This is a genomic window from Flavobacterium collinsii (assembly GCF_946903285.1).
Lineage (GTDB): Bacteria > Bacteroidota > Bacteroidia > Flavobacteriales > Flavobacteriaceae > Flavobacterium > Flavobacterium collinsii.
On the sequence record NZ_OX336425.1, the window covers coordinates 4,411,604 to 4,424,863 of the forward strand.

Here is a 13,260-nt window from a genome sequence, read left to right on the forward strand (position 1 = left end):
TATCATTTACATCCCCATCCATTCCTATCTTATCAATAACATATTCAAAAAAACATGCATAATTATCTGGGAATATTAAGTTCTGATTCCGTGAACAGAGACGGAACAGTAATTACATTTGAGGCTCTCGAAGGAGGTATTGCACAAACAGCAGTTAAAGGCATGCCTTCTTTAATTGATCATGATTTTCACAGACCGCTGGGATGGATTTTTCCCTTTGGCATATTAATAGAACCAAAGATCAGCAAAACAGTCGGGAATTTTAATATGTGCAGCAATACTGAAGATAGGGATTTAATTTATCCCAAGATACAAGACTATTGGCAATATGTTAATTATAATTCCTGCAAAGAGTACATTGATGAATTTAAAATACTGCTGGGCGAAAACTTTTCATCAGAAGGGAAATTTATTCACAAAGGAACTGTATCTTATAACCTGCCGAAGATCACCTCGAAAATATTTCCAGATCTTTTTTCTAATACAGATAAATCAGGTTTGGTTTATCTGGATGATATCCTAGATGATTTTGAATATAAAGGTTCGGGAATTTTCAAAAGCAGAAGTTCAGATTTCTGTATTTTCTGCCATCAATTTTTCAGTAGAAATCTTTCCCTGCTGAACAATTTTAATACCTACTTCATTGATGAATTCATACGTTTAAATTCAAATAAAGAGATAAAACTCAGAATTGCCATTGATCAGGACTTGATCGGATTATCTAAAACCTATATGGGGTTTCTGGAACACGACTACTGGTGGGGGCCAAAATTCAACGATGATATATCGAGTCTTCCAGATCAGGTTACCAGATACGAATCCAATGAAGAACAAAAATTCTATAATAATATTTTAGGAACTGAATTCTGGTGGAAGACAGATGCATCTGAAAAGACCCTTGAAATTGAAGAAATCAGAGAAAAACCTTCTTTAGGTCTTGATAAAGAATTATATGGATGCCGATACATACATTCCATATACGATAATGAAAAAAAAGAATTCAATCATTTCGACGGAGCAGTCAGAGTATATACCGAGGAACAAATTTTACACCGATGGGAAACCAATATTAACAAAGCAGGAAAAAACACCGATTACAAAAAACTTTTCAGGATAGATGGAAAACTTGACCTTTCTGACTGGAAAAAATTATGCATACTTTATTACAAAGGAAATCCTCTGCTGTTTGAATATTTTGGGGCAAAGGAAGAATATGAAAACGTTCAAAATTCTATCAAAATTCAAAATGGAGCGTTAAAATATCTGCCTGCTAAAATTGAACCAGAAGACGGTATAAGATTATTTACATCTTATCATCCCAAGCAGAGTGATTATAATTCTTTCGCAAGAAAGGTAATTCATCCCGATATTATTGGACGTGAAAACGGTGATTCCATCAGAGTTTTAGAATATGATATTATTGAAATTGAAAAACATTTAAAAAGAAACGGCAGTAAAATAGACTATCCAGATGAAATCAATTTCATCAAACCATTCGATTTTTATACCAACTACCCTATTATTCTGCACAGTTCGGACAATACACCATTCTTAGTGCAACAAACCATTGAGGCATTTAAAACAATTTTTCAAATCCAAAATAAAACATTAAACAAAACCATTTCTCTTACCATCGGATGGGAAATGCAGGATTTTGAAGTCAGGCTTTCAGTTTTTGGAAAATCTTCCGAAATTTTAAAATGGCTGAGCACTCTTGATACAATTCCGGCAGAATATCCAAATTTCAGGTTATGGCTGATTAGGCAGAGAAAATGGATTTATGATAATTATGATTATCATGAAAAGGATTTTACGCATTTATTAAAAAATGACGGGATATTTTATATTAGCCGTAAACTTATTAATCATGAAATGATTTCTTTTCCGGATGAGGAAGATGAAAATTATTTTGAAATTAAAACCTCCGCAGATACAGAATTAAATAAATTTATTGAGGAAAAGTCTGTTTATCCATCCTATATGGGAATCATAAAGAAAGCTTCCTGTACCAAAACAGGTGCAGATTATCTAACCTCCAAGACTTCAAAATATCTTGATGCTGATGTGAAAATGGCCATTGAAAAAATCGAACTCGCATCTTTTTTCTGGACAGATCAAAAATATTTTTAAAAAATATGGAAAACGCCCCTCTATGGTTCAAAGTTTTGTATCACTTTTACGATAATAATTATTTTGCAAATGGATTGACAATTCCTTTCCTTCTCGGTGCGTCTTGCGTAATTGATCCTGATAATGAAATTTTATCAGTTGAAGATTTCGTCCTTCAGGCAACTGATCAATGACAGCCTAAAAAAATATCACTTCAGAAATGCGGTTCAATAAGGGAATATGTTTTCGGAATTATTGACCTTGAATCCATAAATTATCCATACGGGAAAGCAATTGTAAAACAGTTTGGAAATATCTGCATCACTGACAATTCTTTCTCAGACATTCATGACATCGATGACTTAAAAAAATACTTATTGATGCATCACAAAATCTGCTGAATTCAAATCTGTATTCTAAAAATCAAGGGAATTGGTGACAGTATTCTGAAATAGAAATAGTAAGAATTAAAGAATTAAAATAGAAATCTCATACTAATTAAATGACACGACAAGACTTAGAAATAATTGACGATCTCTTAAAGCGGACAGATAATCTGCCTGAAATACTGCATTTGAGAGCTGCAGAAATAGGGTATGAATTTACTGAAGAAGACAAAGCATTACTGCTTGAAACTTATCAAAAATTAGATGATATACTCAAAGAGGCCGCCGCTTTTATAAATGTAAAATTTCCAGGCAGAGAAGATTATATTTATGGATGGAATAAAATTGATTTTGATACCAAAATTGGTGATTTTAAAATTGCAACTACCGATCGTGAGCATATAAAGCGGGCTTGGAAAAATGGATTATTTGATTTAAAGGGGTTATTAAAATCTTTACGAAATGAAGTTATATTATTGATCGAACCTGAAAAAGAAAAAGAAAAAAAACAGCTGATTCCAAAAACACTTTCCTTCATAGAAATACTTTCATGGATAGCCGGCATCATTGGGACCATAATAGCTTTATACGCATTTTTTAAATAAGCCTTCTTAAATATAGTAGCACTTTAACTTTTTCCCATATTTAATTATAAATAAGGCGCTAAAAAGCGCCTTCATCTGCAAAGGAATAATAGGTTTCTGGAGTAATGATAATATGATCCAAAAGGGCAATATTGAGTATTCCTCCTGCTTCCTTTACTTTTCTGGTTATCTGTTTATCAGCTTCGGAAGGTTTAATCTGCCCTGAAGGATGGTTATGAATCATAATCAGCGATACAGCATTTGCTTTAAGTGCCGCTGCAAAAATCATTCTCAGGTCAACCACAGTGCCGGAAATACCTCCTGAGGATACTTCGTAAATGCCAAGCACTTTACTGGACTGATTTAAAAGCATGATTTTAAACTGCTCGAAAAATTCAATAGTATCAGTATTCCAGGACCGAAGTGCCAGCTCGTAAGCCGTCTTGGAAGAATTGATAAAAGGTCTTTCGGATGCTTTTACTTTTGTTTTGTAGACCAATTCAATTTCTGCTACCTGATTCCAGTTCTGAAGTGTTTTTGAAGTTTCCATGATTTCTTAAGTTTAAAGATTAATAATGGAACCTCGGCCGGGAATGAGAAAGCGAGCGAAAAAAGCAACGCAATAAAGCAGGTTTTCCGCCTGCATTTATGGGGGATTTTTTTTCTGCGAACCACCTTTCCTTCCCGAACTTTGTTTCGGAATTAAGCCTGAACCCTGAAACAATATCCCCGCCTATAAGTGTCTGCTCGCCGATATTCCACAAAAAAGCCGAAAACTAATTTTCGGCTCTTTCTTCTTTTTTGTTTTTCATGCGCTTTTTAATCTGATAGAGATTCTGATGAAGAAGCTTTAAAATCTGCTTATGATGCGGGGAAACCTTGTTTTTATCTCCCCTGCACTGCAGAACTTCAAGTGAGGGAAGCGCCACCTCTATGGTCTCCACAGGCTTGTTTTCAAATCTAGCCGACAGGATGAGGGAGTTTCTCTTTTTGTAGTATTCATTGGTAAATACGCAGTGGCGGAGCATATCGCCCTGTTCGAGAAAATCATTCACGCTTTCCATAACGCAGATAGAAAGATTCTCTTTTGTGAACTCAAGCCCGAAAAACTGTTTCTTCTGCTCTTCATAGCTAATCTGCGCCTGCTGTATTTCTTGGCGAAGCTCTTTTATATGCTGACGTCTTTGGATTATGCGTTTTTTCTCCACAAGCCTGTCGTGCACCTCTTCCAAATTCTCAGGGCATACCAAATCGGCATTATTCAAATCCTTTTTGAACCATTTAAGCAGGGAGATGTAATCTTCCCAAAGTCCAAAGTCCTTTACCTTGTAATTGTTCTTTGCGCAGGTTTTGACTGCCTGCCAGTTCTCCCTGATGTGCTGTGAGTGCGCGACCAGATAATGACAAAGAAAATCGGTCTGCCCTGTCTTGAGAAGCGTCTCTGCATGGGAATCTTTCAAAAGAGCCGTAAACAATACCTGCGGAGCGATGCCGTGGAAACTGCCTTTGAAGCCGTTTCTTTTCAGTACGGAAATCGCCTTTGAAGTCGAATAAACCTTATAAGGATTGATGCGGTATTTGGGAGAATCCTCAAAACTTTTCGGGCGGATTTCAAGGGAAGTATAATATTTCCAAGAATCATAGGCTTGCGAAAAAACATTGGTGCCGAGAGAAAGCGTTCGTACCTCCCCTTTCGCGTTTATCCAATGCTGCATCACTTCCTTGTGAAAATAAGTCGGCAGGAAGTTCTTTTTCATGTCCTTGTGCGAACAAATGATGCGCACGACCTGAAATCCCCCGCATACCTCCAAAACAGCAAAATATTCAATTTCTTTGAAATGCACCTGATTGAACTGTTGCATTTTCAGCTTTCCCTTACATTCGGTGCAGTTGATATACTTTTGGCAGGATGCTTTCTTGGCATCAGGCTTCCAAGAGTGGGCGCAGTCCAGGCAGTGGAATTTTCCCCTTGAAAGCACACCCCATTTGATGAAAATATTTTTCTCTGCCCAAACCTGCATCTTTTGGGTTACAGGGGCAAGGGTCTCGCTCAGGGACACAATCTGCTTTTCGATGATGGTTTTGGGTATCATAGGTCAAAGAGTGTCAAGGTTTTTGATTCGGGTTTGGGAGCAGTAACTGCCGTTTTTGTAACAACGGTATTCTGCGGAACTTCGGGTACAGCGGTAAACAAATCAGCCACAGCAGGCTCTTTCACTACAACTTTGCAGTTTACGGGCTGAGGCTGTCCGATGCTGTCATCGGTGTAGTATTTGACCGCCATGTCAAAGATTTCCTGATTGTCAAAGGCGCACAGTCCTGTTTTTTTTACCTCGCCAAAAATGTAATTGCAACAGCTTTCGAAGTTTTTGGATTCTTTGGCGAAGTCCTGCGCAAATACAGCATCCGCAAGAGCGGTCTGATTGAGGTAGTTTTCTATAGCGGTCTTAAAGTTTTCTGAAGCTTTCATAAGGCATGATTTAAGATGAAACAAAAAGATTATTCAAAAGAGGTTCTGTAGATGTCATAACAGTATTCTTCAAAACAGAGCCAGCACATAAAGGTGTAATGAGGCAGACCGTATCGGTCTTTTACGGCTTCTCCAAAGGAATCTTCCATTTCTTTTCTGATGTCTTCCAAATCGTCAAGATGTTCGATATAGAATTTCTTGCAGTCGGCATGATAGATAAACTGGGATATCATACCGCTGATGCATCCGCTTCTCTGCATGTCTTCAAGGAATGCTTTAAGCTGTTCTTTTTTTGTTCCGTCATAAGACTGCATTTCGAAAAGAACTATCTTTTGGAATGCATCGCGCACGTCATACTCGGCGTATATTGATTTTTTCAAGGCTTTCATAACTCATTTCTTTAGGCTTATACATTTGATTCGGATTAAAAAGGCAGGTCGTCAGGCTGTTCCTTTTTGCTGTTTTTGGCGGGAACGGCAGAACCCTGCACGGGCTGAGCATCTGAGACAAACACCAGTATTTTGATGTTGCTCGTGTGAAAAGTCAGGCTTGCCAAAGCCTTGCCCTCCGAATTGAGATAGGCGTTCACTCCTACACGTCCGTAGAGTTCCACCATTGCGCCTTTTTTGAGCCATTGCGCAACACCTGCGCTCAGCCAATATGAGCAGTCTATATAGGTGACTATTTTTGTTGTTTCCGTACTTCCTTTTGCTTTGTAGGTGTCGTTAACTGCTATAGAGAAGTTTACCACCTCCCTGTCTTTTGCTGTTTTGGCAACTACTGCATCCCTTGTCAAACGTCCTGTGATTTCCATGATTTCTAAATTTTAAATGATTACTTATTTTTAAAATTCTTTTCCCCTGCCTTTCCCACAAAATGTTTTCAAAAGAAAAAACGAAAAAAAAGAAAGCAGGAATAAAGCGGGCGGTTAAGGATACGGAGGGCTATAAGTCCCGAAGGGCGGCAGGGCCGTTATGCGCCTGCAGGATCCGGCGCACGCTAACTTGGCTGCCTTTTTATCCGTTTCGAATGAAAACCAATAAGACTATCCTATTTCCCACAGCCAGGATTCAAAATGCACGGCTAAGATTGGCAGGATATAATCTATATTTGTGATACATTTAAAATTTGTTTTCCATGTCAAAAAAAGGAGGAGATTTAGAAATCCTTGCACTGGAGTTCCTTGACAAGATTTTCAAGGAACTAAAATTTACGGTTGTCCGCAAAAGGATCCAATTATCAGGCACACAGTACGGCTACGATAATGCAGTTGAGATCGTGAATGAGAAATATATAAGCAGATTGATATACAGCGAATGCAAGGACTATACAACGGAGCTGAATTATACCGACGCCATGATCAAACTGCCCCAGCTTGCATCTGCTCATGAGAAGATCGATCTGGCACTTTTCATCTCGCCGAGAAAAGACTTTACCAATATTTTTGAGGAAACCAAAAACAAACCTTTTTTGGAAAACCTTGCCAACAGGCATTTCCGTGTCGCATTTTTAACTCCGGAAACAGATGTGGAGAAATATTTTTCCCTTTATCCTGAAATCTATAGAAAGGTATATGACGAAGAACCTCCAGTTCTCTCTGAACCTGAAAGAGAAGAAATCCTGAATCAATTTGACAAATACATCTTCTCAAGCAGAAATCTGCAGAAGATCGTACTAGATGAATCCGACAAACAGCAATATATTCAGGGTATTGAGACAGCCCCTTTTCATATCGAAAGAAACTTAAGGAAAAACCAGCAGAAGGAATATGACTATTACCGCGCTTCTTCCAACAGCAAAACGCTGCTTTCCGAGATCCGGGAAAATAAAAAAGGAATTATTTTACTGGGCAATCCCGGTTACGGAAAAACGTCGGAACTTCGTCAGCTCGCAGCCCGTCTTTGGAACACGCGAGAGGACACAGAGATAATTCCGGTATTCAGATCATTAAAGAATTTTACTACGCTGTGCAGGATTGAAGATTTTCTGCCGTCAGATTTCAGGCGCATCCCAAAGATGGCAGTCATTTTCGATGGTGTGGATGAAATCGAGAATATCATAGACTTCAGCAGCAAGCTTAGGGAATTTATTGTCCATAACAATGAATTATCAGAAAGTGAAAACATCCAATTCATCATAAGCTGCAGAACCAATATCTACAGAAAATACATCAAGGATATTAAAGGTCTTGACATCTACTTTTTAAACGAAGTAGGCGTTTCCAGCGCCCTTGGTTTCCTTGAAGCAAAATACGGGCTAGATCTTCAGGAGCACAAAACATTCGATATCTACAAAAACAGGGAAATCCTCGAAAATCCTTTTTATCTGGATCTGATCGGCATTTATTACAAGACCCATAAAAAGATCCTAACCAGTAAAGCGATGCTGATACGGGAATTCGTCAATTCAAGACTGGATCAAGACAAGGCGGATAAATTCCAAAACGACATCAGCTTTGACCGTGAGCGCATCATAAGCTGTACCCAGAAAATCGCTTTTGCGCTGGAAGCGATGCAAAAACCATTCCTGACTGCTGCAGAAATTAAACGGGTAGCACAGATTGATGAAATTGGGCTTGCCAAAAACTCCTTTTTAGAAGAAAACATAACAGGAAGCTGGAGTTTTGTACTTAAAAACATCCAGGAATATTTTGTAGCCAGCATTCTCTCGGAACTGGACTTTGAAGAAATCATACAAATAATCAAAATCGACGCGGCTACAGACAAGGTACATCCTACCTGGCATAACGTGGTAACGTTCCTATTGAACCTTATAACGGATGAAAGCCTTTACAATGCGCTGATCGGATGGCTGCTTAATAATGATTTCGAACTTCTTTTCAATGCCGATTCGGATCGGATTAGTGATAAAACAAAAGGAAGGGTGCTCCAAGACTATTTTGTCAAGAACTGCGTTGAGGATAATCTCTGGATTGAGGATCTTAAAAGCACAGCATTATTCAGCCAATGCGATGCCAATATAGAATATCTGATGCTCCAGGCGGCAAACACAGCTATCCACAGAAGAGCCAGAATGTCTGCCTTAAAGCTTTTGTCATACATGAGCATTTCCTCTTCATATCTTGAACCGATAAAAACACTGGCCAAAGCAATCATAAAAGAGAACGATTCCGCAGAAGACGATTATGTCTATCTGGTACAGGATGCGATAATGCTTACCAAAAGCCTGCGCATCAATGAGGATCCCGTTTTTTTCAACCAGATCATAACAATGCTTAAAAACAGGGATGAAAAGGAAATCGTCTATTCGATAATCTCCAGCACTCCTGCAGCATCAGCTGTTGAGAACATCGACTATTTTCTGGAAATCCTTGACAAGGCCATTGGCACCAAGCCATGGAATTCAAAGGCAAAATCACGATCCCTTATTTCAACCAAGGATAATATCCTGAGCCTTTTCACCAGAATCGACAACGGTCCGGTACTGGTTAAAATTTATGCCTTCTCAATTGAGAAACTCGACAGCCACCAGTTCAAGGACAGTCTGAAAAAAGAGTTTTGGACATATGCCAATTCCTTTTTCAAATCCAATAAGCAGTACCATGCAGATCTGATCAAGATCATTTCAAGTGCGGTAATAAACAACCAGGCAAATCATTATGATGATGATCTTCTTCTTGAAACAACTGAATCGTGCGGCATCCAGACCCCATTGTTTGATCTAGTGCTCGACTCGGTTGATCAAAACTCCGGCGACAGGCATTTCCTGGCAGAAGTGATAAGCGAGGATGATTTTGAAAAAGTGCTTCAGAAATACCTCTGCGGATCCGTTAATGAGGAATTCCTTCATCAGTTTAGAAATGTACTAAGCCACAAGGATTTTGATCTGAGTAAGAAACTTGAAGATTATATAGAATCGCGTACCCAGTATGTCTTTAAAGACAAATGCACTCACGAACAGCTTAATGAAAATAGTGAATACTGGCGCACAAAGGACCAAAGAGATTTTAATGTTCTTTTTGATAATGCAGAAATTGAAAGGCAGATTTTCATCCTGTATGAGTATATGGGTAAAACAGCATTAAATTATAAGGACATTGACAAGTTCTATCACCGCTACTATAAGGATTTTGAACTGCAGAAAAAAGTCACTGGCAATGCCAAACAACTTTTGTATGAAATTCTGAGAGACAATTACTCAAGCAGGGCAAAACTCAGCAAGGCCGGCGTATGCAAAGAAATAATGAATGCTAAACCAAACCTGATACAGGATATACTAGGAAGCCTTCCAGAGGAGAAAAAAAAGAACAAAATCGAGATTTCGGAGAATCAAAAACTGTACATACAAAATTGGTGCACAGAAAATACCCCTTCAATTAAAGAATATTACTCGCAACATCTGATCAAGAGAACTACAGATTACAGATACAGCCACGATTATGCTGTCTTTGAGGCCATTCATAAATTTCAAAAGTTTTTCCGTTTTCACTTGGACGAGGAACTGCTGCTGGATATGCTCTGGATCTATTCCCATGAAAAAGGCATCCAGACCGACTTTCTGGATGGAATTGTGCCGATCGAAAAAGTTCATGACCGCATCCTACACAACCTGTCAAACGCAGTGCTTTCAGCAGCAAATTTCTGCCAGCATTTGAAATACTGCCAGTTGAACGATATTGAAATTGATATATTCGGTCTGAATTTAAAATCAAAGACCTATGCTTTCCTCGACGGCGGCCACTATTATTATGCCGGGGAGATTCTTCAGGATTATTTCAGCAGCGATCTGGATACCCTTAAAGAATTTTTGGAATACAATGCAGAGAACAAAAGAGAAACCAATCGTTTTTTGTACGACTGCATCATATCAATCCTAAAAAAGACAGGGCATGATGATACTGCCCTCAGTTTTCTGATTGAAAATTATTCCAGCCTGTTGGAACAGGATATCTATACGGAGAAAGAACTGGTCAGAAAGCTAATCGGACTGAATTACAAGCATGGCTTTACGAGATATTATGAACTGTTAAAAGACCAGACCGACCTGAATGCAAAAGGGGAATTTGCTTTTAATAAAGATGAATGGCAGAATTTCAGTAATCCCGAGGCATTGGAAATGCTGGCCGCTGTTTTTGAACTCTGCCTTTCATCGCCCGCTACCGGAGATCTTTTTGGCGACCATTATTCCCCTTTGAGAATATCTCTGGAGACTATTGTCAATATCTGCAAATCCAATGATGAGAAAACTTGTATAAAGGCACTGAAACTCCTGGACGGCATAAATGTACAATCGCTGAAGAAACAAAACATTGATTTGTTTCATCTGAACAGGCTTAGGAATGAAGTCAAGGAGGTGCATTACAGCCATAAGTCAAAACCCTACCAGATTACACAGGTGTTAAAAATAATTGACCAGAACAAAATTTTATTCATCAATTAATGCCTCCCAGTGTATTTCCAATGAGTGCTATTATCAAATTTACCAGAAAACTTATAGTAATTTTAAGAACATTCGGATATATTTTTAATTACTTATAATGAGCCGTATTAATATAAAAAACAACACGATATAAACTTTTGCAAAGAGAAAATCGCGGAAAAAATTTCATAAAAAAGGTAAACTAAATAGTTCTCCTTTTCTTTATAGCTACTGTACTGGATAGAAAGGCCGGCATTTACAAATGCCCATATACAGAACCTAGTCCCGCATCAGGCAGATTCCGTTGAAAAAGCAATAAAATCTTATCTGCACTTTATTACTTCTACTCTTTTTTTAATATTAAATAAGAGAGCGCCGGATCGTTTAGAAGCCGTTCCATTTCAGAATGTTTTATATCCTGAATATCCTGCTTTATCTGCAGGTAATTACGCTGGATCATTGCATTATCAAGCTTGCGAACGGGCGGTATTTCCTTATAATTTCCGATCTCTTTTCGCAACGCTTCATGATCGTTTATAATTTCATTATGAAAAGTTTTGAGCTCAATTTTACAGTCAGGATCATCGGCAACCATCCCTACAAATTCACCTGAACTCAACGATGAGATTTTCGATGGCGGCACTGCGGATTCCAATTGTTTTGAACGGCTTATCGACGTATCTGAACTGTTTATTGAAAGGCTTTCCCTGTCCTGCATAATTTTACCGAAGCGTTCGGACAATTGCTTGGAAGTGTCTCCTGTAACCTGTCCGCTTATAATATTTCCGACAATATTCATAATAACATCCGCCTGCTCCCGTCCATAGTCCTTGCGGAGCTGGCTGAAGTCCTGGATGCCAAGACAGGTGGCCACCTTATTGCTTCGGGCAGTGGCAATAAGACTGTCCATATTATTGAGGTATATAGTAGGGAATTCATCAAAAATGAGACTTGATTTCATTTTTCCCTTTTTGTTTACTAGTTTCACGAGCCTGTTTACATAAAGTGACAACACAGCTCCGTAAATTTGAATTTTCTGCGGATTGTTTCCCATGCAGACTATTTTGGGGTCCTCGGGGTTGTTTATGTCCAACGTAAAATCATTCCCTGATAAAACATAGTACAACTGTGGGGATGAAAGCCGTGCCATGGCAATTTTTGCAGTAGCAATTTGTCCCTCAAGCTGGTCAGTCGCCTCGTTGAGGTACGCATTAATAAAAGGGTTTATCAAGACCTCAATTTCTTTCTCTGTCCGCAGCAGGGTGAAAAGATCATCGTAGTCCATCTGCATGAGCTCAATTACGTGAGGCAGTGTGCAGAATTCACCATCATTGTACTTTCTCAGATACCAGATTACAGCCGATAAAAAATTGATCGGCGACTCTACGAAAAAGTCCCCCTGCCTTTTAATCCACTCCCTGTTAAGCCCCATCAGAATAGTCCTTGCTGATTCCGAAGCATCTGTTATATCTTCCATGTTCTGAGGATCCAGCGGATTACACCTGTGCATTATATTATCAAAATTTATAAAGTAACATTTGGGCAGGATTTTATAAGCGTGTTTATTATTTTCAAAAGTATTATAGACAATTTTTGACAGGTCATCATATTTGAAATCATAGACAAACATGCTGAACCCTTTTTTAATATGCTGGGTAATAACGTGACGGATCACAAAATAAGATTTCCCAGAACCAGGCGTACCCAGAACCAGCAATGCACGAAAAGGATTTATAATATTTATCCAGCTGTTTCGAAGTTTCTCTTTTAGATAATATCTGGCAGGCAGATTAATAGAATATTCATTCTCCAGCAGTCTTTCTTCCTGGGGAAAAGTCTCATTGAGCTTATTGAAAATATCCTTGGGGTTCAGCCCGTTTTTTATAATCCGGGAAAGCAGGGTTCCGCCGGAAAGCATCATCAGAAATCCCGTCGAAGTAATTACAATATAAACTATTGCTTTATACGTCTGCAATGAAAATAACAAAAGCGCAAAATAACTTATAAAATAAATGAGCATTCCAGAAATACAATAAGCAAAAGCAGTTTTGTAACTGAGCTTTTCATTTTTTCTTCCTTTTGCACCAATGAGCGAAATCGCGAGAAATCCAAGTGCAAAAAATTTCGATTTATGAAAATTATCAAATAGTCCCGCACGATAAATACCTGCTAAAATTTTATCAGTAAACTCACTTACCAGCTGCCACTGCTTGAAGGCTGAATAACAAGAATAGTAAAAGTGAATCATCAGAATGATAATCCCTATAAGTCTTGTCATATCAAGAATCTTTCTCAGTGCCTGTTCATTTTCTCCCGTCTGCATTCCCATGAT

Annotated in this window: 10 protein-coding genes; 4 read left to right on the plus strand and 6 right to left on the minus strand. The window is 38.5% G+C overall.

Annotation, left to right across the window (positions count from 1 at the left end; genetic code table 11):
- Nucleotides 1–54: 54 nt before the first annotated feature.
- From OGZ34_RS17970 to OGZ34_RS17980, 3 genes are all read left to right on the plus strand, one after another.
- A complete protein-coding gene (locus tag OGZ34_RS17970) occupies nt 55–2,130 on the plus strand; it encodes a hypothetical protein (RefSeq protein WP_263361174.1) in 2,076 nt (691 codons plus the stop codon).
- A 5-nt stretch (nt 2,131–2,135) separates the two neighbouring features.
- A complete protein-coding gene (locus OGZ34_RS17975) occupies nt 2,136–2,303 on the plus strand; it encodes a hypothetical protein (RefSeq protein ID WP_263361175.1) in 168 nt (55 codons plus the stop codon).
- Nucleotides 2,304–2,683: 380 nt separating this feature from the next.
- Entirely contained in the window at nt 2,684–3,100 is a 417-nt protein-coding gene (locus tag OGZ34_RS17980; protein ID WP_263361176.1) for a hypothetical protein, read from the plus strand.
- Between the two features lie 58 nt (nt 3,101–3,158).
- Here the strand turns inward: OGZ34_RS17980 and OGZ34_RS17985 are convergent, their stop codons facing one another.
- The 5 genes from OGZ34_RS17985 to OGZ34_RS18005 form a co-directional block, all read right to left on the minus strand.
- Nucleotides 3,159–3,629, minus strand: coding sequence for a JAB domain-containing protein (locus tag OGZ34_RS17985; protein ID WP_263361177.1), 471 nt, complete (start codon nt 3,627–3,629; stop codon nt 3,159–3,161).
- Between the two features lie 226 nt (nt 3,630–3,855).
- Nucleotides 3,856–5,172 (minus strand): PcfJ domain-containing protein, encoded by a 1,317-nt coding sequence (locus OGZ34_RS17990; RefSeq protein ID WP_263361178.1) that lies wholly within the window; start codon nt 5,170–5,172, stop codon nt 3,856–3,858.
- Nucleotides 5,169–5,549 carry a PcfK-like family protein gene (locus OGZ34_RS17995; protein ID WP_263361179.1) on the minus strand — a complete coding sequence of 127 codons (381 nt, stop codon included), beginning with the start codon at nt 5,547–5,549 and terminating at the stop codon, nt 5,169–5,171. Before OGZ34_RS17995 ends, OGZ34_RS17990 begins: the two co-directional genes overlap by 4 nt.
- Before the next feature lie 29 nt (nt 5,550–5,578).
- Nucleotides 5,579–5,938 carry a DUF7222 domain-containing protein gene (locus tag OGZ34_RS18000; RefSeq protein WP_263361180.1) on the minus strand — a complete coding sequence of 120 codons (360 nt, stop codon included), beginning with the start codon at nt 5,936–5,938 and terminating at the stop codon, nt 5,579–5,581.
- Between the two features lie 35 nt (nt 5,939–5,973).
- Nucleotides 5,974–6,345, minus strand: a complete 372-nt coding sequence (locus OGZ34_RS18005) for a single-stranded DNA-binding protein (protein ID WP_263361181.1) — start codon at nt 6,343–6,345, stop codon at nt 5,974–5,976.
- Between the two features lie 341 nt (nt 6,346–6,686).
- Here OGZ34_RS18005 and OGZ34_RS18010 point away from each other — a divergent pair, with 341 nt between their 5' ends.
- Entirely contained in the window at nt 6,687–10,949 is a 4,263-nt protein-coding gene (locus tag OGZ34_RS18010) for an NACHT domain-containing protein (RefSeq protein ID WP_263361182.1), read from the plus strand.
- Nucleotides 10,950–11,271: 322 nt separating this feature from the next.
- On the opposite strand, the gene mobC is transcribed toward OGZ34_RS18010, so the two are convergent.
- Nucleotides 11,272–13,251: a conjugal transfer protein MobC gene (gene mobC / locus OGZ34_RS18015; RefSeq protein ID WP_263363146.1), complete on the minus strand. Its 1,980-nt coding sequence runs from the start codon at nt 13,249–13,251 to the stop codon at nt 11,272–11,274.
- Nucleotides 13,252–13,260: the final 9 nt, after the last annotated feature.

Bases quoted from the DNA above. Each gene is read 5' to 3' on its own strand.
- OGZ34_RS17985 (WP_263361177.1), bottom strand. From the start codon at position 3,629: ATGGAAACTTCAAAAACACTTCAGAACTGGAATCAGGTAGCAGAAATT.
- mobC (WP_263363146.1), bottom strand. From the start codon at position 13,251: ATGCAGACGGGAGAAAATGAACAGGCACTGAGAAAGATTCTTGATATG.
- OGZ34_RS18000 (WP_263361180.1), bottom strand. From the start codon at position 5,938: ATGAAAGCCTTGAAAAAATCAATATACGCCGAGTATGACGTGCGCGAT.
- OGZ34_RS17990 (WP_263361178.1), bottom strand. From the start codon at position 5,172: ATGATACCCAAAACCATCATCGAAAAGCAGATTGTGTCCCTGAGCGAG.
- OGZ34_RS17970 (WP_263361174.1), top strand. From the start codon at position 55: ATGCATAATTATCTGGGAATATTAAGTTCTGATTCCGTGAACAGAGAC.
- OGZ34_RS18010 (WP_263361182.1), top strand. From the start codon at position 6,687: ATGTCAAAAAAAGGAGGAGATTTAGAAATCCTTGCACTGGAGTTCCTT.
- OGZ34_RS17975 (WP_263361175.1), top strand. From the start codon at position 2,136: ATGGAAAACGCCCCTCTATGGTTCAAAGTTTTGTATCACTTTTACGAT.
- OGZ34_RS17995 (WP_263361179.1), bottom strand. From the start codon at position 5,549: ATGAAAGCTTCAGAAAACTTTAAGACCGCTATAGAAAACTACCTCAAT.